5 protein-coding genes are annotated in these 23,287 nt (G+C 70.7%); 4 read left to right on the top strand and 1 reads right to left on the bottom strand.

Translation table 11 applies throughout. The features are described from left to right. Positions 1 to 141: 141 nt before the first annotated feature. On the bottom strand, positions 142 to 1,035 hold the full coding sequence (locus ACFWV8_RS03940; RefSeq protein WP_384197739.1) for a S1 family peptidase: 894 nt from the start codon (positions 1,033 to 1,035) through the stop codon (positions 142 to 144). Between the two features lie 1,302 nt (positions 1,036 to 2,337). Between ACFWV8_RS03940 and ACFWV8_RS03945 the strand changes: the two genes are divergently transcribed. The 4 genes from ACFWV8_RS03945 to ACFWV8_RS03960 all read left to right on the top strand — a co-directional run bounded on the left by ACFWV8_RS03945 (position 2,338) and on the right by ACFWV8_RS03960 (position 23,276). Further along, a complete protein-coding gene (locus tag ACFWV8_RS03945; RefSeq protein WP_384197741.1) occupies positions 2,338 to 3,579 on the top strand; it encodes an NAD(P)/FAD-dependent oxidoreductase in 1,242 nt (413 codons plus the stop codon). Between the two features lie 292 nt (positions 3,580 to 3,871). Further along, positions 3,872 to 5,080, top strand: coding sequence for an SRPBCC family protein (locus ACFWV8_RS03950; RefSeq protein WP_384197742.1), 1,209 nt, complete (start codon positions 3,872 to 3,874; stop codon positions 5,078 to 5,080). A 2-nt stretch (positions 5,081 to 5,082) separates the two neighbouring features. Next, positions 5,083 to 14,355 (top strand): amino acid adenylation domain-containing protein, encoded by a 9,273-nt coding sequence (locus ACFWV8_RS03955; RefSeq protein WP_384197744.1) that lies wholly within the window; start codon positions 5,083 to 5,085, stop codon positions 14,353 to 14,355. Further along, on the top strand, positions 14,352 to 23,276 hold the full coding sequence (locus tag ACFWV8_RS03960; protein ID WP_384197745.1) for an SDR family NAD(P)-dependent oxidoreductase: 8,925 nt from the start codon (positions 14,352 to 14,354) through the stop codon (positions 23,274 to 23,276). Before ACFWV8_RS03955 ends, ACFWV8_RS03960 begins: the two co-directional genes overlap by 4 nt. Positions 23,277 to 23,287 lie beyond the last annotated feature (11 nt).

Genomic DNA, 23,287 nt, shown 5'->3' on the forward strand with positions numbered 1-23,287 from the left:
CCCCCCCCCCCCCCCCCCCCCCAAAAAAAACAAAATTCTTGGGGGGGCCCCCCTTCTTTTTTAAAACCCCCCCCCCCCGGCCCGGGGCGCGCGGCCCCCGCCCGGGCCCCCCCCCCCCCCCGCCGGGGTGCTACGGAGGTGCTAGAGGACCGTGGCGCCGTAGACGCTCAGGGCCTCCGTCACGGGCTGGTAGAACGTGGTGCCGCCGGAGGAGCAGTTGCCGCTGCCGCCGGAGGTGAGGCCGAGCGCCGTGTTGCCGGAGAAGAGCGAGCCGCCGCTGTCGCCGGGCTCGGCGCAGACGTTGGTCTGGATCATGCCGTACACGATGCCGCTGGCACCGTAGTTGACCGTGGCGTTGAGGCCGGTGACCGTACCGCCGCGCAGCCCGGTGGTGCTGCCGCTGCGCTGCACGGACTGGCCGACGGACGCGTTGCCGGCCGACGTGATGTCCCGGTACGTGCCGTTGTACAGGTAGACACGACCGTCGGCCGCCGCCGCGTTGGAGTGGCGGATGATGCCGTAGTCGTTGGTCGGGAAGCTGGTGCCGGTGCGCGTGCCGATGGACCAGCTGGCGCCGATGTTGGTGCAGTGACCGGCGGTCAGCGCGTGGGCCACGCCGCCGACCGACACGTTGAAGCCGAGCGAACAGCGGCTGCCGCTGGTGGTGATGGCCTCGCCGCCGGCGATCAGCGGACTGAACTTGCCGTTGGTGCGCTTGATCGTCAGGTCGGCCTTGGAGTCCGCCAACGCTCCCTTGACCTCGGCCAGTTCGGCCTTCGACACGGTGCTGTCGACGGTCACGACGATCTTTCCGGTGCTCGCGTCGGTGTACCAGGCGGTGCCGGCGACGTCCGCTTCGAGCACGGCGGAGTCGGCGGCGGCGAGCTGCGAGGCGGTCGCCTTGGCTTCGGGAGCCGGGGCGGCGACGGCCGAGGGGGTCGCGAGCGCGACGGCGGTCACCAGACCGGACGTCACTGCGAGGAGCCGCGCCCGTCTCGACGTACCGCTGAGGGGGGAGAAGCGCTTGAAGATCACGAGATCCTCCGTAGGCATGGGGGATGGACGGCCCACCGGTGGGCGGGCGGTCGGTTGCGTGCAGGTCCGGTACCGGCGGTAGCTGGACGTGGACCTGTCAAGCTGCGCGGTGGAATCGTTGACGGCTACGGCTCCGGATACAAGGCCGACTTCCGGTCCCCGGGCGGAGAATCGCTCTGCGCGCCGGCGGGGCCGCTCCCGGCCCCGCGCCCGGCGCACGCCCCGCGCTTCGCCTTTGCTGTGCAACGTGTGCGCACCCCCGGGGCCTGTGCGTCCCGTGCGGAGAACACCTATGGCGGGCGGCGGGTTTGAGTCTGTTTGCAGTCTCTTTGCGAAAGGTTACGACGGGTCATATCGCGAACACGCCTGGTTTCCTGCTCGGTTCGTCGCCCGGTAAAGCTGTTGTGTACTGAGTCTGTTGGGGCTTCTGCGGCGTACGGTACGGCTTCCGCGACTGCGGAGTGTGCATGGCTTTCCGGTGAATTTCCCGGGCATCCGAGATGGCCGAATCTTTGACTCCGCATCCCGGGAACCGTCGTTTCGAGGCCCGAATACGTCCGGAGACGCGCTCTTGCGAAGGGTTACGGGGGTGTGCCTCGTGCCGACGGCGAACCGGTCGGTCTCCATCGCTTGTGTGGTGTTGCCGGCCGGCCCGTCCATGACTCGCATCGGTCCGCCGCGACCATGGGCTCCGACGGCCGCGGTCCTTCGCCCCGTTCCAGCCCGACGTGGTGCCCGGAGGTCCTCCACTCCCGATCGCCGTGCCGAAGGCTCCCGATTTGCGATTGTGACCGTTCGGTTCCGGGCGGTAGCCGCCGAAACTTTCGTCCGCGCACCCCCTGTGCTGCCCCCGCCGAGCGGCGGTGAGCGCTCGCTGACGGCGTGTGACGGTGGGTGGTAGGTGGCTGTGGCCTCGGCGTTCATGTGGTCGGGCTCAAATAAACGTGCGGCGCGGTGAATTATCCGGTGCGCCGCAACCGTCGCGTCATTATTTAGTTCAGAACGAAAAAACTTCGCTTTGCCAGAAGGGCTGAATTTCTCACCCTGGCTGGCTGGATTCAGGCCCCTGTTGGATTGTGACGCAGGCCACATTCATGACTGCCCATCAGCTCACAAAGTGGGTTACTCGGTACGGGGGTTGGGCGGAATGGATCATTCAAGTGGCGAGATATCGATGTCATTGCATTGCCTCGCTATTACCCGTACTTGACCTTCATCTGTCGATTTTCATAGCCTCCGGGTCGTGCTCCCGCCGCTTACAGCGGTGCGTCAGTTCCTCAAACCAAATTGACGGGGGATCGTATGTACGACGTGATCGTTGTGGGTGGACGCTGCGCCGGGTCACCGGTGGCGATGCTGCTGGCACGAGAGGGGCACCGGGTTCTTGTGGTGGACCGGGCCTCGTTCCCCAGCGACGCCGTCTCGACGCACTACATCCACCAGGCCGGACTGCTCAAGCTCCAGGGATGGGGTCTGCTCGACGAGATCATAGGGGCCAAGACCCCGGCGCTCCGGAAGATGAACTACTCCTACCGGGGCATAGAACTCAACGGTTTCGCCGACCCGGTGGACGGCATCGACGCCGTCTACTGCCCGCGCCGCACCGTGCTGGACGAGATCCTCATCAACGCCTCCCGCCGCGCCGGCGCCGAGGTGATCGAAGGGTTCACCGTCTCCGACCTGGTCTTCACCGACGGCCGTGTGACGGGCATCCGAGGACGCGAAGGGGACGGCCAGGAGCGGGAGTTCCGCGCCACCGTCGTCATCGGCGCCGACGGCTTCCACTCCACGGTCGCCAAGAAGGTCGGCGCGGAGCTCTACAACGTGCGCCCCGCCGCCGGCTTCATCTACTACTCGTACTACACCGGTCTCGACTGGGGCCTGCACCACAAGACCGGCTTCAACGAGAAGTGGTTCGGCACCTGGCCGACGAACGACGACGTGAGCATGCTCGCCGTCATCTGCACCAAGCGCCACCTCAAGGAGTTCCGCCAGGACGTCGAGACAGGCTTCCAGGCCGTGTTCGACGACGTGTCGCCGGAGATGGGCGCGCAGTTGCGCGAGCAGGGCAGGCGTGAGGAGCCCTTCAAGCCCATGCGCTACCCGGACAACTACTACCGCCGCGCCCACGGCCCCGGCTGGGCGCTGGTCGGTGATGCCGGCTACCACAAGGACCCCTACACCGGCTGGGGCATCACCGACGCCTTCGCGCACGGTGAACTCCTCGCCGAGCGCGTTCATCAGGGCCTGGCCGGCGAGCGGCCGATGGAAGAGGCGCTGGCCGAGTACAACACGCTGCGCGACGAGGAGAGCGCGGGCGTCTACGACTTCACGACGACGCTCGGCGAACTCACCGAACTGCCGCCGTTCTTCGAGGCGACGATGTCCGCGATGAGCGCCAGCCAGGAGTGGACCAACAAGATGCTCGGCCTCATCGGCGGAGTCGTACCGGACTACGAGGTCTACGCGCCGGACGCCCTCGAACGTCTCTACGACGCCGCGGGCGTGCCGGAGGAGAAGCGGATCTACGACCCGGCCGGATGACAGGCCGGCGGGGGCCGGCGGGGGTCGGCGGGGGCCGCCCCGGCCAGGGGCTCACCAGGCCAAGCGCCCCATGCCGGGCGTGCCGCCCGCCCCTGACGCCTCGTCAGCTCCCGCCCGTCGGCCGGGCAGCCCCCGCGCCTCACCCGCGCCGGCCCGGCCCAGCTTCCCCGTAATCACTCGTCATGCGGTAACCACCGTTGCCGGGGTCCGCCGCGGCTTTCCGCGGGCCCCGGCGCCATGGGTGTTCCCGCACGGCATTCCATGCGCTTGACCCTCTGAGGGAGACCAGCAGATGACGCGCGCGTCCAGCATGTTCGATCTCATCAGTGACCAGGGCGACGACAGGCCGTACTTCGAGACGGGCGGCATCGGCAGGTCGCACGGGTTCTACACCGGCGAGGAGCAGTACCGCCTGGAGATGTCACGCATCTACGGCCGGCGCTGGCTCCCCGTGGACCATGTCTCCCGGCTGAAGGACAAGGGCGCCTACACCACGCTGAACATCGGCACCGGATCCGTACTGATCATCCACGGGGACGACGGGATCCAGGCGTACCACAACTACTGCCGGCACCGGGGCTACAAACTCGTGGAGGAGGCGACCGGCAAGCGCCAGAGCCTGGTCTGCCTCTACCACTGCTGGGTGTACGACCGGAACGGCAAGCTCAAGAGCCTCAACGGCACCTACTTCGACCACTTCTTCGAGAAGGAGAAGAACGGTCTGCTGCCCGTACGGACCGAGATCCGGTTCGGGGTCGTCTTCATCGCCCTGTCCGACGACGCCCCCGATCTCGACGCCTCACTGGGCGAGTTCGGCGAGTTCGCGCGCGTCTACGAACTCGCCGACCTCCAGTGCGTCGAGGCGAAGGACTACCCGGTCGCCTCCAACTGGAAGCTCGTCGCGCACAACGTCAACGAGAGCCTGCACTTCCCCACGGCCCACAAGGACCTGCACCGCATCACCGACTTCGACGACGCGGGCACCTACGACCTCAAGGGCGACATCGTCGGCGCCTGGCAGGGCATCCGGAACGCCTACAACTCCGTCTCCATGACCGGACGCAGCGCCCGCACACCGATGGAGCTGGTCCCCGAAGCCGACCGGCAGAAGATCAACTGGATCACGATCCTGCCCAATCTGCTGTTCGGCTTCACCGCCGACTACGTGATGATGCAGTGGGTCTGGCCCGAGAGCCCCGGCACCTGTTTCGTCCGGCACTTCTGGCTCTTCCACCCCTCCGAGACCGCCAAGAGCGACTTCTCCCACGAAGCGGTGTTCGCCCTGTGGGACAAGGCGAACTACGAGGACTGGGAGATGTGCGAGCGCACGCACCGCGGCCTGTCGAACCCGCTCTGGACACCCGGGCAGCTCTCGCTCGACGAGGAAGTCGTCTCACAGATCGACTCCTGGGTCCTCGCCGAGACGGCACAGGGCCCCGACACCACCGCGATCGCCGGGAACGGCGCGCACACCTCCGAGACCGGAAAGGCCACGGGGTGAGCATGCCGGCCAACTGCTTCGTCATCGGCGGCACCCGGGTCCTCACCCAGTGCGCCGCACAACTCCTCGACGCGGACATACGGATCGAGGGAGTCTTCAGCGACGACCCCGCCGTGACCGCCTGGGCCGGTGAGCACGGGATCCCCGTGCTCGACCCGCACGGCGACCTGTCGGCGACACTCTCGGCGCAGCCGTTCGACTACCTGTTCAGCATGGTCAACTTCCGGATCCTGCCCGCCGAGATCCTCGGCCTGCCGGCCACGGCCGCGATCAACTTCCACGACGGGCCGCTGCCCCGCTACTCCGGCAGCCACGTCCCCGCCTGGGCGCTGTACGAGGGCGCGCCCCGGCACGCGGCGACCTGGCACCTGATGACCGAGGCCGTGGACGCCGGCGGTGTGCTCCTGGAGCGCTGGTTCCCCGTACGTGACCACTCCACCGCCCTGTCGCTGACCTACGAGACGGCCGAGGTGGGCATCGAGCTCTTCGCCGATCTCGTACCGCACCTGGTGGCGCGAACCCTGCCCGAGCCGGTCGACACGAGCGACCGCGAGCGGCGGTTCTACCGGCGGTCCGCCCGGATGGCTTCCGGCGGACTCATCCACGCCGGAGTCTCCGCCGTCGAGGCCGTCCGGCTCTCCAAGGCCCTGGACTACGGCTCCTTCCCGAACCCGCTCGGGGTACCGACCCTTGTCACCGAGCAGGGCGCGGTCTTCACCCGGCAGGTCAGACTGATCCCGCGCGAGGACCCCCGCACCGAGACCACCGTGCTGTCGGTGACCACGTCGGCCATCACCCTGGCGGCCCCGGACGCCGACCTCGTACTGAGCGACTGCACCGCCGTCGACGGGAGCGCGCTGAGCGGCCAGGCAGCCGCGCAACGGCTCGGCATCGCCCCGGGCTCACCGCTGCCCGCCGTCCCCGCCCAGCGGCTGGCGGACATCGCCGCCGCCCAGAAGGCGCTGCGGACACACGAACCCTGGTGGCGCGCACGGCTGGAGGAGCTGCGCCCCGCCCCGCTCGCCGCCGACGACTTCTCCGCGGCCGGGGCCCACTACGGCCGTTACGAGCTGGCGCTCACCCCCGGCTCGCGGGAGGAGGCGGTCGCCGTCGTCCGAGCCTTCCTCACCGCCGTGGCCGAGCGCACCGGCGAGCCGACCTTCGACTTCGCCTGGTCTCCGGCGTCCGCGCGGGTCCTCGCGGAGCAGACCCATGGCATCGCCGCCGCGAGGTTCCCCGTACGGTTCGACGGCGACACCTCCCGGTCCCTGCGGGACAAGCTGGACGAGGCGGCGGCCCGTCAGGGCTACGCCGGCGACCTCGAACTCCGGCTCGGCCTGGCCGGGCGCCCGCTCGGCTCCGACGAGCCCAGCTTCACAAGCGTCATGGTGCTGGACCGCGACGCGGGGGACGAGGCGTCCGCCGAACCGCACACCGAGATCGCGCTGCTGTGCCTGCGGGACGGTCCGCCCACCGTCTTCGTACGCGAGACGGCGATGGGGGAGGACGAGGCGCTGGAGTTCACCGAGCGGGTCGAGGACCTGGTCCTGACGGCGCTGCTCCACGGCGATGAGCCGCACCCCGAGCCCGCGGCACAGCCGGAGGCGCAGCCCGCGGTACGGCCCGAGGCCCCGGTGGCGGCCGGGACCGTACTGGACCTGATCGCGGCCACCGTCGCCGACCGGCCGAGGGCGACCGCTGTCCGCAGTGGCGCCCGCACCCTGGACTACGCGGGCCTGGACGCCTGGGCGGACGCCGTCGCCGCGCGCCTGCACGACCAGGGCATCGAGTCCGGTTCGGTGGTCGGCGTACTGATGGAGCGGGATCTCCCGCTGCTCCCCGCCATGCTCGGAATCCTGCGGGCCGGGGCGGCCTTCCTGCCTCTGGACCCGGGATATCCCGTGGAGCGGCTGCGGCGGTACGTGGAGGTGTCGCGGTGCGACCTGATACTCACCGACGCCCGTACGCATGACCTCGGCATGTCGCTCGGTGACGCGCGTAGCGTGCCCGGCCCGGACGGCTCCGCGCAGGCGGTGCCGCCCCAGGTCACCGCCTCCGACCTGGCCTACCTCCTGTTCACCAGCGGGTCGACCGGCGACCCGAAGGGCGTGGAGGTCGAGCACGGGGCGCTGGCCAACTTCCTCACCGGGATCGGTGAACGCCTCGGCGTCTCGTCCGACGACACCGTGCTCGCACACACCACCGTGGCCTTCGACATCTCCCTGCTGGAGCTGTTCCTGGGGCTGACGGTCGGCACGACGGTGGTCCTGGCCTCCCGTGAGACCGCGGCCGATCCGATCCAACTTGCCGGACTCATCACGGATGTGACGGTCGCTCAGGCGACGCCGAGTCTGTGGCGCCTGCTGCTCGGCACCGGCTGGACACCGCACGCCGAGCTCACCGTGCTCTCCGGCGGCGAGGCACTGCCGCCCGCCACCGCCGAGCGTCTGCACGAACCGGCCCGCGCCCTGTGGAACTTGTACGGCCCGACCGAGGCGACAATCTGGGCCTCGTGCCACGAGGTCACATCGGTGGGCTCCTTCCTGCCGCTGGGCGAACCCCTGCCGAACATGGAACTCCACGTCCTGAACGGGGAGTTGGAGCAGTGCGAGACCGGAGCGACCGGCGAGCTGTACCTCTCCGGCACCGGACTCGCCCGCGGCTACACCGGCCGGCCGGATCTGACGGAGTCCGTCTTCGTCGTCCACCCGGTGACCGGTGTGCGGCTCTACCGGACCGGTGACGAGGTACGTCAGCACGCGGACGGCGCGATCGAGTGGCTCGGGCGCGGCGACGCGCAGGTGAAGGTGCGCGGCAATCGCATCGAGCCCGCGGAGATCGAGCGGGTGCTGGAGACGTTCGATGGCATCACCGCCGCCGTGGTCGTCGCGGCCCGGTTCGAGGGGCGCGGCGAACCGAGGCTCACCGCCTACCTGGTGGGCGGCGGTACGCCGACCAAGGCTCAGCTCGACGCGTTCGTGGGCGGCTCCCTGCCCCGCTACATGGTGCCCGACGCCTATGTCGCCCTCGACGCCCTCCCGTTGACCGACAACGGCAAGGTCGCGCGCGGCGAGCTGCCACCGCCGACGAGGGACACCGTCATCCGCTCGGACTCCGAGCCCGACCCGACGCCGGCGCGGGGCGCGGCGCATTCGGACGCGCACCAGGACTCGGCGGCGACCGTGACGGTGGAGGCGCTGGCGGAGTCGATCGCGGGCGTGTTCGCGGCCACGCTGGACCTCCCGGGCTTCGACGTGCACGCCAACTTCTTCGACCTGGGCGGCGATTCGGCGAACGTCACCTTCGCCGCCGTACAACTCGGCCGTGAGCTGGGCGCGTCCGTGACCCCTCCGTCGATCTTCGCCACCGGTACCCCCGTGAAGCTGGCGAGGCTGCTGGGCGCGGAGGGTGTCGTACGGCTGCTCGACCCGGAGACCGAGGACACCGCCGCCGCAGAGGACCTGACAAGGGCGCCCGCAGTGGCGCCGGCAAAGGCGTCGGCAAAGCCGTCGCCTGATCCCGAGCCCGCGGTGACGGTCCCCGCCGTATCGCCGCCGTCGCCATCGGCCCCCGCCGTGTCGACTCCCGCGCAGTCCGCCCGGCCGGCCGACGACGGCGCCCTCGCCGTCATCGGTATGGCGTGCCGGTTCCCCGGCGCCACCACACCGGACGAGTTCTGGCAGAACCTCGTCGGCGGGGTGTCCGGCGTCCGGCCCGCCCCGGACGGCAAGCGCGGCTGGGCCCACCTGTGGTCCGAGGCCGAGGCCGACGACGTGCCGATGGCCTGGGTGGACGGCGTCGAGTACTTCGACGCCGCCCGCTTCGGACTGACCGACCGCGAGGCCCGCCGCATGGACCCGCTCCAGCGGACCCTGCTCAGCGTGACGGCCGAGGCCCTGGAGAGCTGCGGCCACGACCACACGTCCCTCGGCGCCGCCACCGGCGTCTTCGTCGGAGCCATCGCGAGCGACTTCCCGGAGATCGTGGCCCGGAGCGTCGGGTACCGCGACCCGCACGTGGCGACGGGCACGGCCGCCTCCATGGTCGCCAACCGGCTGTCGCACGTCTTCGACTGGTCGGGGCCGAGCTTCGTCGTCGACACGGCCTGCTCGTCCTCCCTTGTCGCGCTGCACCAGGCGGCCATGCATCTGCGGGCCGGCGACGTGGACGCCGCCGTGGTGGGGGCCGCGAATCTGGTACTCACCCCGACCAAGACACGCTCCTTCGCCCGCAACGGGATGCTGTCCCCGCGGGGCATGTGCCGCACCTTCGACAACGACGCCGACGGCTACGTACGAGGAGAGGGCACCGGCGTCGTCGTCCTCAAGCGGCTCTCCGACGCCGAACGCGACGGCGATCCCGTACTCGCTGTGATCCGGGGCACCGCTGTCAACCACACGGGAGGCAGCGCCGGCTTCCTCACGGCACCCAGCAGGCCGGCCCAGGAAGCGGTGCTGCGCAAGGCACTCGCCGGCTCCGGTCGTACGGCGGCCGACATCGGCTACGTCGAGGCGCACGGCACTGGAACCCAGCTGGGCGACCTCATCGAACTCGAAGCCCTGCACGCGGTGTTGGGCGAGCCGGCCGGGCGGCGGCCGGTCGCGGTGGGCTCGGTGAAGACGAACATCGGTCATCTGGAACCCGCGGCGGGGATCGCCGGACTGATCAAGACGATCCTGGCTCTCCAAGCGGGCCATATCCCGCCGTCGTTGAACTTCCGCACCCCGAACAAGTCCTTCGACTTCGACGCTTCACCCCTGTTCGTGGCCGACCGGCTGCTGCCGTGGGGCCCCGGCCCGCGTGTCGCGGGAATCAGCAGCTTCGGCTTCGGCGGCGCGAACGCCCACGCGGTGATCGAGGCGGGACCCGTCGGCGCGCCGGACGGTACGGAGCCCGGTCCGCGCCTGCTGATCCTCTCCGCGGGATCGGACGACGCACTGCGCACCCTGGCCCACCGGCTCGTACTGATGCTGCGCTCCGCGTACTGCCCGTCCCTGGACGAGCTGAGCGAGGCGAGCCGGCGGCGGCCCGTCGCCGCGCACCGGCTGGCCTGTGTGGCGGACAGCGTCGAGCAACTGGAGGACAAGCTGCGGCTGTTCCTCGCCGGGGTCACGGACATTCGCTCCCTCCACGTGGGGGTGACAGCCGAGACCGGCACCACGGAGGCGATCGGTGAAGGAGCGGGCCGGGAGACCCTCGCCGAGGCCGCCCGCGCGTTCGTCGCAGGTGCGGCCCTGCCCGCCGGGCGGCGGCGCCGGGCAGGCGTACGGTTCCCGACCGCGCCGCACGCGGAGAGGTACCTCTGGCTGGAACCCGCCGAGCAGCCGAACGCGCCTGTACGCGACGGCTCGTCCGGCCGTACGGAGAACACGTGGACGGAGCACCCGGAGGCCGCGGAGCACTTGGTGCTCGGCAGGCCGACACTGCCCGGCGCCGGATACCCCGGCAAGGTGGCCGAGCTCATCGGCCAGGACCGGTTCGGTCTGCGGGACCTCACCTTCCGGGCGGCCGTCGAGGCCCCCACGACCCTCACCGCCGAACGCGACAACAGCACGATCGCCTTCCGCGACGGCACCGGCGCCCTCGTCTGCACCGCCGAGTTGACCGGATCGGAGCAGGCGACACTCGCCCCGGCGGCCACCACCGACGGCTTCACCGCCGTCGCCGTCGACGCGATGTACGACGCGTTCGAACGCACCGGACTCAGCTACGGCACCGGCTTCCGGACCGTGTCCATGCTGTCCGTGGCGCCAGGCCAGGCGATGGGTGTCCTGCGCGGCGACGTACGGACCGTCGGCGCGGTGGACACCCGGCTCCTCGACGGCGCCTTCCAGATCGCGCTCGCCGCGTGTGGCGCGCAAGGGCTGTACGTGCCGTTCACCATCGAACGGCTCAGTGTCCTCGGCCGGATCCCCGACACCGCCCGGGTGTACGCCCGGCGGGACCGGGACACCGGGCCGGACTCCGGTCTGCTGACCGCGAGCCTGGTGGTACTCGACGGCGACGAACCCGTACTGGAAGCCCGGGGAGTCACCTGGAAGCGGCTCTCCCAGGCGCCGACGCCGGAGAGCACGGGAGGCGACGCACGGAACGGTCGCCGTACCGCGACGCCCTCGTCACCGACTCCGCCCCAGGCCACGGCCCCGGCGCATGTGTCCAACGGACGGCGTCCGGCGCCGGCCCCTGGTGGTCCCGCGGCCGGAGGTCTGGACGCGGCCCTGGCCCAATGGGTGGCAGCCGCACTGGAGTTGGACGTCGACGAGCTGGAGACGGACCGGCCCCTCCAGGAGCAGGGGCTCGATTCGATGCTCGCGGTCTCGCTGGCCCAGGACATCCGGGCCAAGCTGGACGTGGACATACCCGTGACGCTGGTCCTGGAGGTCGGCACGGTCGACCGCCTGGCCGCCGAGCTGAGGGACGAGTACGGGGCGAATGCGGCGCCCGCCGACGCGGACTCCCCGGAGATGGCCGCTGCTCCGCAGGCCGCGCCCGAGGACGAGTCTGTCGAACCCGTGCCGTCACCGGAGCCGGTTCAGGCCCGGGGCCCGGCCCAGGTGCGGGAGGCCGAGCCGCCTGTCGCGCCGGTGGGCGGCGACGCGGATCCGCACGACATCGCCATCATCGGCTTCGACGGCGTGTTTCCGAACGCCGCGAACACCGACGAGCTGTGGCGGGTACTGCTGGAGGGTGTGGACTGCCTGAGCGAGGTGCCCGCGTCCCGCTGGGACATCGACTCGTACTACGGCACGGAAGGCAAGCCGGGCACCGTCTACCTCAGGCGCGCCGGCTTCGTGGAAGGACTGACCGACTTCGACGCCGGGTTCTTCCGGCTGTCGCCCGCCGAGGCGGAGTGGATCGACCCCCAGCAGCGTCATCTCGTCCAGTCCGCCTGGCGGGCCCTGGAGGACGCCGGCCTGGCGGGCAACACCCCACGGTCCACCGGTGTGTTCGTGGGCGCCAGCTACCAGCACTACCGCGACATGGTCGTCGGCGACGTCGTACAGACGGCGGCGGGCCTGGGCAACCACAACGCGATCCTCGCCAACAGGGTGAGCTACTTCCTGGATCTGCATGGGCCGAGCATGACGATCGACACGTTGTGTTCGTCGTCGCTCGTCGCTTTGCACACGGCGGTGCGGAGTATCCGCGACGGGGAATGCGAACAGGCCATCGTCGCCGGCGTACACCTGGCGATGTCACCGCAGTACTTCCAACTGGGCGCACGACTCCGGTCGTTCTCACCCTCCAATGCCCTGCGGCCGTTTGATGCGGGGGCGGATGGGTTTGTGCCGGGGGAGGGTGTGGTGACGGTGGTGGTGAAGTCGTTGGGTGCGGCGTTGCGTGATGGGGATCGGGTGCGGGGTGTGGTGCGGGGGAGTGCGGTGAATCATGGGGGTCGTACGAGTGGGTTGACGGTGCCGAGTAGTGGGGCGCAGCAGGAGGTTGTGGTTGCTGCGTTGGGGGATGCGGGGGTGTCGGTGGAGTCGATTGGTTTGGTGGAGGCGCATGGGACGGGGACGGGTTTGGGTGATCCGATTGAGGTGGAGGGGTTGTCGCGTGCGTGGCGTGGGGTGACGGGGCGGTCGCAGTTTTGTGCGATTGGTTCGTTGAAGGGGAATGTGGGGCATTTGGAGCCGGCGGCTGGGTTGGCCGGTTTGGTGAAGGTGTTGTTGGCGATGGAGCGGGGTGTGGTTCCGCCGTCGTTGCATGTGGTGCGGCCGAACGACCACATTCGTTTTGAGGAGTCGCCGTTCTATCTGGCTGATCGTGCGGTGGTGTGGCCTCGGGGTGAGGAGCCTCGTCGGGCGGCGGTGAGCGCGTTCGGGATGGGCGGGGTGAACGCCCATGTCATCGTGGAAGAGGCGCCTGTGCGGGAAGCGCGGGAGACATCGGCGCAGGACTCGTATGTGGTGCGGGTGAGTGCCGCGGATGAAACGGCGTTGAGGGCACTCGCCGACTCGTACGCGGAGGCTCTGATCGACACGTCGGAGGACGAGGTCGGGGACTTCGCGTTCACTGCCAACACCGGCCGCGCCACCCATCGTTACGGCGTCGCGGTGCGGGGTGCCGATGCGCATGAACTCGCCGCCGGACTGAAGGATGTCGCGACGAGTCGCGACGCACTGCCCCGGAAGGGCGGCAAGGCGCAGCCTTCGGCCTTCATGTTTACGGGGCAGGGTTCGCAGTATGTGGGTATGGGTCAGGGTTTGTATGGGGTGGAGCCGGTGTTCCGGGCTGCGTTGGATGAGTGTGCGGGGTTGTTGGTGGGGCATGTGGATGTGCCGTTGGGTGAGTTGTTGTTCGGTGGGGTGGGGGGTCGGTTGGATCGGACTCGGTATGCGCAGCCGGCGATTGTGAGTGTGCAGGTGGGGTTGGTGCGGTGGCTGGAGTCGGTGGGGGTGTGTCCGGATGTGGTGGTGGGTCATAGTCTGGGTGAGCTGACGGCGGCGTGGGCGGCGGGTGTGCTGGATCTGGCCGATCTTCTCGAACTGACCGCGTTGCGGGGGCGGTTGATGGAGTCGCAGCCGGATGACGGCACCATGGCGGTGGTCCATGCGGATGCCGAGGCTGTTCTGGCTGCTGTTGCTGATCATCCGGGGGTGGAGATCGCGGCGTTCAACGCGCGTCGATCGGTGACGATCACGGGCCCGGCGGGCGCGGTGGAGCGGTTCTGTCAGGACTCCGCCCTGCGCACACAGAAGTTGACGGTGAGTCATGCGTTCCATTCGGCCGTGATGCAGGGCGCGGTCGCCCCGTTCGCCGAGGCGGTGGCAGGAAGGGCGCTTTCCGCCCCGGCGATCGGGTTCGCGTCCACAGTCACCGGCGGTTGGCACAACGCCGAGACGGCATCCGACCCGGACTACTGGGGCAAGGCCATCCGCGAGCCGGTGCGCTTCTCCCAGGCGTTGACGACGTTGGCCGAGGCCGGCCCGGCGGTGGTGTGGGAGATCGGTTCCCATCCCCAACTGACCTCCCTCGCCCGCGCTTCCTGGGGCGAGACACAGCCGGTCTGGCTCAGCACCCTGCGCCGCGAGCGCGCCGATCAGATCCAGCTCCACAGCGCGGTCGCGAACCACTACAACCACACCCGCACCGATCTCGACTGGGCCGGTCTGCACCAGGGGAAGGGCCGGCGCACCACCACCATCCCCACCTACCCCTTCAACCGGCAGGATCTGGCCGCCCCGCCCGTTCGCCGCGGCGGCACGGAGAAAAGCGCCCTCAGCCACCCGCTGTTCGACCGTCACTACGAGCACCAGAGCGAGGGACAGTGACGCATCCGGCCGAGACCTACGAGAAGACATTCACAGGCCAGGAGCCCTTCATCGCCCAGCACCGCTCCGCGGGCACCGGGCTGTTGCCGGCGGCGGTGCAGTTGGAGATGGCGATGGTGGGGGTCGCCAGGCGGCGGCCATTCACCCCACTGGAGCTCACCGACGTCACCTTCCTGCGCCCCCTGACCATCGCCGACGACGCGGCGGCTCCTGTCCGGCTCGATGTGTCCTTCGGCCCGCGCACCCGCTTCGAGCTGAGCACGGTGGTGGCCGGCGACCGCAAGCCGCTGTCCACCGGTACCGGCCGACTGCTCCCGGACGCCGTCCCGGCCCAACCCGCCCGTATCGGCGGGCAGATGACGGGCGGGCGGACGTTAACCCCGGAGCGGCTGTACGAAAGCTGGGCGCGTGAAGGGCTGCTGTACGGCCCCGACTTCCGTACCGTCCGCCAACTCACCGTCGGCGACGGCGGCATGGCCGGCGCCACCCTGCGGTCCGACGCCGAGCCCGTGCCCTGGTACGCCCATCCGCTGCTGGTGGACGGTGTGTTCCAGGTCGTCAGCTGCGCGCTCCAGGACCTCACGGCAGAGACCGGCCCGTATCCGATGCTGCCGATCGGCGTCGCCCGGATCGCCGTACTCGCCGATCTCTCGGTCCTGTCGGCGGGTGTGACCGTCCTGGTGCGCCGGACCGGAGTCGACGGCGCGTACGCGACCGCTGACGCCCAGCTGCTCGGGCAATCGGGCGAAGTTGTGGTGGAGTTCGAGGGGCTACGGATGCGCCGTACGGCAGCCGTGTCGCGACCGGCGGTCGCCCCGGCCCCGCCGAGGGCAGACGTACCGCAGGCGGAGGCGCTGCCCATCACCCGGATCGACTGGCGGCCCGCGCCTGCGACCGACGAGCGGCAGGACCCGCCGGCCGGAACCTGGGTGGTGCTGCACAACGGAGGCACGGGCAGCCTGGGTGAGCGCGCCGCCCGGCAACTGCGGGCCGGTGGAGCCCGGGTGGTGGAGGTAGGCGTCGGACCGTCCGGGGCGGAGGCAGAGGCGCGGGCCCAGGCGCACGACCGCGATCGGCGGATGCTCGCGCGGCCGGACGAAGAGGCGTTCCGGCGGCTCTGGGCGGAGGTCGGAGACCCGGTCGCGGGGGTGGTCCACCTGTGGAACGCCGGCGACGTGCCCGAGGTGCCCGACGGCGCTGCGGGCGATGAGGCGGAGCTCCGTCTCGGCCTGTACGGCTGCCTCGCCGCCCTGCGGACCCTTGGCGAGCGGCAGCGCAAGTCCCGCTTCCTCACGGTGACCAGGGACGGGCAACGGGTCGCGAACGGCGACCGGCCGGTGCCCGCGCGCGCCGCCCTGTGGGGCTTCGTCCGTACCGCCGCCATCGAGTACCCGGGTTTCCGCCCGCGCCTCATCGACATCGACCAGCGCTCCGACGACGCGCTCCGCGCGGTTCTGGCGGAGCTCGGCGCCGTCGGCGGCCCTACAGAAGTCGGCTACCGGCAGGGCGTTCGCCACGTACCCGTCCGGGTGCGTGACCGCTCGGCGTACGCCGCGCCCCACGGCGGCGACGGGCCGATCAGGCGGGGAGGCCGCTACCTCGTCCTCGGCGGGCACGGCGGGCTGGGCCTGGAGGTCGCCGACCGCTTCGCACGGGAGGGCGCCGGAGCCGTCGCACTGGTCAGCCGTTCAGGAGGGGCCGGAGCCGACCACGACCGGACGTCCGCGATCGGCGCGCACGGGTGCGAGGTGGCGTCCTACAGCGCGGACGTGACGACCCCCGGCGCACTGGCGGCAGTGGTGGAACGCTTTCGCGCGGAGTACGGCGAGTTGCACGGTGTGGTCCATGCGGCCGGGACGCTCAAGGACGGGCTGATCCGCAGCGCCACCGCCGGGGACATCGCGGCGGTGATGCGGCCGAAGGCCGACGGCGTCAGAGAGTTGGCCAGTGCGGTGGCCGGGCAGGACCTGGACTTCGCCGTGCTGTTCGCGTCGGTCTCCGGCACGTTCGGCAACCTCGGGCAGGGCGGGTACGCCGCGGCCAACGCCTACCTCGACGCCTTCGCTCAGGCGCACGGCTCACCGTGGCTGAGCGTCGCCTGGGGCCTGTGGGGCGAGGTCGGCATGGGTACCGCCGTCGCGGAGCAGCTGCGGCGGCGCGGAGTCCGGCCGTTGGACACCGCGGAGGGCCTGGACGCCTTGATCGCCCTCCTCGGGGCGGAAGAAGACCCCCGCCAGGTGGTCGTCGCCCACCCGGACGCCGGCGATGTGGTGGTCGAGCCCGAAGACGGCCCGCCGCCCGCAACGGCGGGCGTACAAGACGCTGTTGGTTCGACCGGTGCGGACGACGGGGAGCGTGTCGGGGGAGCGCTGGAGCGGTTCCTCGCCGAGCGGCTGGGCGTCACGTCATTCGACCGCGACACCCCGCTGTCGGACTACGGCATGAGCTCGATCATGAGCGTCGAGCTGTCGGAGGAACTGTCCAGCAGATGGGGCATTCACCTTCCGGCCACGCTCTTCCTTGAGTACGGGGAGTTCGCCGAACTCGTCGAGGCGTTGACCGGCCGTTACGGCGCCGGAGCGGCCGTCGCGGTCGCGGCGCGGGAGCCCCGCGAGGCCGTCGAGCCCGAGACCGTAGAGACCGGTGAGACCGCCGGGTCCCTCTCAGCTGCCTCCCCGAACCACCCGCGCCCTCGCGACGCGGACGTCGCGATCGTCGCCGTGTCCGGAGATCTCCCGGGCACGGTCGGCGGTGTGGCGGAGCTGTGGCCGCTGCTTCGCGCGGGCGGCCACGCGTTCACCGAGGTGCCGGCCGAACGCTGGGACATCGACGCCCACTTCGAGCCACGCGGCCCGCGAATGACAGGCACCTACTGCCGGACCGGCGCCTTCGTCACCGGTATCGACCGCTTCGACCCGGCCTTCTTCGGCATCTCCGTACGCGAGGCCGAGGAGATGGACGTACAGCAGAAGCTGCTCCTGGAGCACGCGTGGACGGTGCGGGACGACAGCGGTCTCGCCGGCCGCCGCGACATCGGCGTCTTCGTCGGCGCCACCTACACCCATCACCGCGACGCGCAGGGGCTGGAGACCGTCGGACCGCACACCGCGCTCGGCTCGATGAACGCGGTACTGGCCAACCGGATCTCGTACGTCCTTGACCTGACCGGCCCTTCGCAGACCGTCGACACCCTGTGCTCGTCGTCCCTCGTCGCCATCCAGCAGGCGGTCGCCGCCCTGCGTGCGGGACAGTGCGGCGCCGCGATCGTGGCGGCCTGTCAGGTCGGTCTGACTCCGTGGTACTACCGCAGCCTCAGCCAGCTCGGTGCCCTGTCCGACACCCGGCCGCGACCCTTCGACGAGCGGGCCGACGGATTTCTGCCGGGCGAAGGCACGTTGGCCGTGATGCTCAAGCCGCTCGCCGACGCCGAACGGGACGGCGACGGGATCTGGGGCGTCATCCGCGGTACGGCCGTCAATCATGGAGGTCGCGGCAGCGCACTTCCGGTGCCCCGCAGCGAGGCCCAGGCGGCGGTCGTACGGGCGGCACTTGACGACGCCGGACTTGCCCCGGCGGACGTCTCCCTGATCGAGACGCACGGTACGGCGACCCGGCTCGGCGACCCGATCGAGATCGCCGCGCTGACCGAGGTGTTCGGCGGCGACGCGGACCGTGGCGGGCCCTGCCACATCGGGACGGTGAAGGGGAACATCGGGCACCTGGAGCCCGCGGCCGGACTCGCGGGCCTGGTGAAGGTTCTGCTGTGTCTGAGGCATGGGGAGATCCCGCCCGTCGCCGGTTTCGAGACTCCAAGCAGCCATCTGGACCTGTCCGCCGGGCCGTTCGTGATCCCCGTCGAACCACAGCCGTGGACCTCGGACGGGCCGCGCCGGGCGGGAGTGAGCTCGTTCGGCATGGGAGGGACGAACGCGCACATCGTCGTGGAGGAGTACGCCGAGGAGTACGGGGGGGAGGCCCGTACGGCCGGGGCCGTACCGGACGAGCACCTGCTGGTCCTGTCGGCACACACCCCGGACGCCCTGGCCCGGCGCATGGCCGACGTCCGGCCGCTGCTGCGACAGGAGAACGCGGCGCCCCTGAGCGCCCTGTGCCGTTCCAGCGCCGTCGGACGCGACCACCAGGCATGCCGGGTCGCCGTCCTGGGAGCCACGGCCGACGAGTTGAGCGCCGGACTGGGCGAGGCGCTGCGCCTCGCGGACCGGGCACCCGGCGCTGTCCTGCGCGGCGGAGCGGTGCTGGACAGCGCGTCGACCGTGCTCAGCGGGGCGGCCTTCCGGTACGTGGGCGGCTCCACCGTCGACTGGACCACGGTGTACCCCGGCCCGCCGGAGTCCAGCCGCCCGGCCCTCCCGCCCTATCCGTTCGGCTCACGACCCGACGCACCGGACGCGGCAGAGGAAATACCTGACACGGCCGAAGTCGTACGTCGACTCTCCCGTGCCCACCGCGTTCTGGGCGAGGAGACCGTACCCGGAGCGCTGCCCGTGGCCCTCGGTCTGCGGACGAGCCGCGCACTGAGGCAGATCACCTTCACCGGTCGGGGGACCGGGGACCACCCCCTCACCAGCGACCTGGACGACCCCACCCGTACCGGACCGGCCACCTTCCGGCACGCCGACCGGGTCATCGCCCGGCTCACCACCACCGCCGAAGACCCGGCCTCACCGCCCGCCGCCGTGGACCTCGACACTCTGCGGACCGACCTCGACCGCACGCTGGAACCGGCAGGCCTCTACGCCTGGTTCGCGGCCAAGGGTATGGAACTGACCGGGCGCTTGCGGTCCGTTGCCGAGATCCACTACGGGCCCGGCAGGGTCCTCGCGCGGATCGACGTTCCGTCCGGCAGCACTCTGGAGGCGGAGGCGGTGGCTCTCGACGCCGCCCTCCAGACCATGGCCGTACTCACGTTGGCGGATCCCGCCGCGCCGTCGGCCACCTATCTGCCGGTCTCCATCGGCCGGGCCGTGCGCTGGGGGGACGCGGCACGGACGGCCTTCGTACTGCTCGAAGGCGCCGAGCCCGACGGCGACGGCACGCGACGCGGCGACGCGTCGCTGCTCGCGGCCGACGGCCGGGTGCTGGTCCGGCTCGACGACATCGAGTACCGCACCGTGGCGGGGAACGCCGCGCACACCGGGAAAACCGCGAACGGCACCTCACCGTCCACTCCCGCCCGCCGGGCGCCGGGGGCAGCCGTGGCGGAGGCGGCGATCCTCGCGGTGGTAAGGAACGTCCTCCACGACCCCGGTGTCACGGCGACCACCTCACTGTCCACCGTGGGCCTCGACTCCATGCTGGCGACCGCCATAGCGGCCGACGTCGAGGCGGCGTACGGAGTGAAGCTGAGCCCGACGGACGTACTGGACGCCGCGGACACCCGTACTCTCGCCGCGCATGTCGCCGAACTGGCGGGTGACGGTGTGTTCGTCACCTCCACGGCGGACGAGCGGCCTGCTGTACGCGACACCGCGCACGACCAGGACCAGGACATCGCCGTCATCGGGCTGGCCCTGGCGCTCCCCGGCGCCCCCGACCCGGAACGGTTCTGGTCGCTGCTCGCCCACTCCGGCGAGGAGATCCGGCCGGCTCCGGCCCACCGCTGGGGCCGGTACGCCGACCAGCAAGAGCCCGATGTCGGCGGATTCCTCGACAACGTCGAGGAGTTCGACGCACGGTTCTTCGACTTCTTCCCCAAGCAGGCCGAAGCGCTCGACCCCCAGGCCCGCTGGCTGCTCCGCACGACCTGGGAGGCGCTGGAGTCCGCCGGCCTTCCGCCGCGCCAACTGTCGCCGTCCACCGGTGTGTTCGTGGGCGCCAGTTACCAGCACTACAAGGACTACAACCTCTCGCCCGAACTGGACGCGCCGAGCGGCCTGGGCAACCACAACGCGTTTCTCGCGAACAGGGTGAGCTTCTTCCTGGATCTGCGTGGGCCGAGCATGACGATCGACACGTTGTGTTCGTCGTCGTTGGTGGCTTTGCACACGGCGGTGCGGAGTATCCGTGACGGCGAGTGCGAACAGGCCATCGTCGCCGGTGTTCGAGTCGCCCTGTCCCCGCTGCACTACGTCGCGATGAAGAACCTGCGCGCGCTCTCCCCGTCGGGAGCGTCCCGGCCGTTTGATGCGGGGGCGGATGGGTTTGTGCCGGGGGAGGGTGTGGTGACGGTGGTGGTGAAGTCGTTGGGTGCGGCGTTGCGTGATGGGGATCGGGTGCGGGGTGTGGTGCGGGGGAGTGCGGTGAATCATGGGGGTCGTACGAGTGGGTTGACGGTGCCGAGTAGTGGGGCGCAGCAGGAGGTTGTGGTTGCGGCGTTGGGGGATGCGGGGGTGTCGGTGGAGTCGATTGGTTTGGTGGAGGCGCATGGGACGGGGACGGGTTTGGGTGATCCGATTGAGGTGGAGGGGTTGTCGCGTGCGTGGCGTGGGGTGACGGGGCGGTCGCAGTTTTGTGCGCTTGGTTCGTTGAAGGGGAATGTGGGTCATTTGGAGCCGGCGGCTGGGTTGGCCGGTTTGGTGAAGGTGCTGTTGGCGATGGAACATGAGTCGGTCCCGCCGTCGCTGCATGTGGTGCGGCCGAACGACCACATCCGTTTCGAGGAGTCGCCGTTCTATCTGGCTGATCGTGCGGTGGCCTGGCCCCGCGGTGAGGAGCCTCGTCGGGCGGCGGTGAGCGCGTTCGGTATGGGCGGGGTCAACGCCCATGTCATCGTGGAAGAAGCTCCCCTGCTGCCGGTACGAAAGACATCGCCGCAGGACTCGCACATTGTTCGGGTGAGCGCCGCTGACGAGACCGCGCTACGAGCCCTCGCCGGCGCCTACGCGGAACGGTTCGACGCCGCACGCGACGACCGGGAGACCGCCGACCTCTGCCACACCGCCAACACCGGCCGCTCCCCGATGGAGTTCCAGACCGCGGTGCACGGGCGTAACTCCGCCGATGTCGCCGCCGTCCTGCGCTCCGTCGCCGCCGGCGACGTACCGGTGGCTCGCGTCGACATCGACCTGACGGGTCCGACCGACGGGGAGCTTCGCCCCGCCGACGTCGTGGAGTTGGTGAGAGCGGGGTACGCGCACATCGACTGGGCCTCGCTCTCCGCCGAAGGCGCCCGCGTCACGGACCTCCCCACCTATCCGTTCGCCCGGGGGTCCTACTGGCGCACCATGGACCCCGCTGTCGTGCCGCCCCCGGCAGGCGCGGGCGCCGAGGCGGTACGTTCGGAGTGGCGCGCCCGAGAACTGGCGCCCGCTCCCGTGGCCGGGCCGGCCACCGTACGTCTGGTCGCCGCCGACCCAGAGATCGGCCGTGCGCTGACGACGGCCCTCCGGGACCTGAGCGTGACCGTGGTCGAGCCCGGTCAACAGGCGGAGGCGACCATCGTGGTCGACGCTCCGCGCGGCGGACCGAACCAGGGCGGCGGGGCCGTCGAACTGAGCGGCTTCTGGACCGAGTTGAGCGGCCTGATGAGGGCCCTGCCCGCGCACGGGAGACTGCTCTGGGCCGGGTTCCACGGTGTGGCCGTACATCCCGACGAGCGCGCGGGCCTGTCCCCGGAGCGGGCCGCCATGGCCATGGCAGTACGGGCCGCCGGGGCCGAGAACCGTAAACCCACCGCCGTTGTCCACCTGGACCCGGCAGACCCGGCCGAGGTGCACGCCGTCCGCCTGGCGGCCGAGTACGCCGCCCTGAGCGCAGGCCCGGCTGCCGGGGCCGACGCCGGTACGGTGGTCGCCGCCTACCGGCGAGGCATCAGATACACCCCGGAGCCGGTGCCCGCGCCGGCCGGCCCGCCGTACACCCTTCCGGCCTCCGGGTACTACCTGGTCACCGGAGGACTGGGCGCCGTGGGGCTGCGTCTGACCGAGCGGCTGATCGACCGGGGAGCCAGCCGGATCGGCATCATCGGCCGTTCGGTCGTCGATGCCCAAAGCTCCGCGCCCCTACGGGAGTTGGCGAGGCGCGCCGAGGTCGAGTACCTGGCCTGCGACGTGTCCGACCCTGCCGCGCTCGCGGCCGTGGCCGGGCAGTTCGGCCGGCGCTGGGGTCGGCTGACCGGCATCGTGCACTCGTCCGGCGGCGTCAACCCCTTCGGGGCGATGCACCGCCGGACCTGGGGTGACGCCGAGAAGGTCCTCGCCCCCAAGGTCCCAGGATCGCTCAACGTCGTACGGCTGGCGAAGGAACAGGGCGCCGACTTCACCGTTCTGGTGTCGTCGATCGCCGGCACGCAGGCGACGGCCGGCCGGGGCCTGGTCGACTACAGTCTCGCCAACGCCTACCAACTGGCCCTCGCCGAACGGGAGAACGACGCCGTCACCACGGTCACCGCACACGCGTGGCCCAACTGGACGGGTACCGGCATGAAGGCGGACGCGTCGTTCTCCGCCACGCACTCGGTCAGCGCCGAGCAGGCGCTGGACGCCTTCTTCGGCCACCTGCGGTCGGGCGGCGCCGTGATCTTCCCGGGAAGCGCTCCCGCCGCCCCGCCGGAGGTCGTCGAACTCGCCCCGCCCGCCGAGACCGTGGCGTCGGTGGCGCCCACCGGGCGGGACGTCGCGGGGATGCGCGCACGGGTCCGCGACGCCTTCGTCCAAGTGCTGGGGGAGGATCCGGGAGACCGTCCCCTCCAGACGCTCGGGCTGGACTCCCTCGTCATCGCCGAACTGACCACGGTCCTTGAACAGCGCAGCGATCTGACCGTCGATCCATCGCTGCTGATGCGGGCACGTACCGCCGACGAGATCGCGGCGGACCTCGCCGCCCACGAGGCGCCGACCTCCCACCGTCCGCCGGCCCCCACCCCCAACCCCGACATCGAGTCCGCGCCCACTTCCGCGCTGAGCGCCTTGCTGCGTCCTCTGCTCGTCCACGACGGACAGCGGGGGCGGGAACTGTCATGACCCGAGAGCCG

The organism is Streptomyces sp. NPDC058665 (assembly GCF_042714995.1).
Classification (GTDB): Bacteria; Actinomycetota; Actinomycetes; order Streptomycetales; family Streptomycetaceae; genus Streptomyces.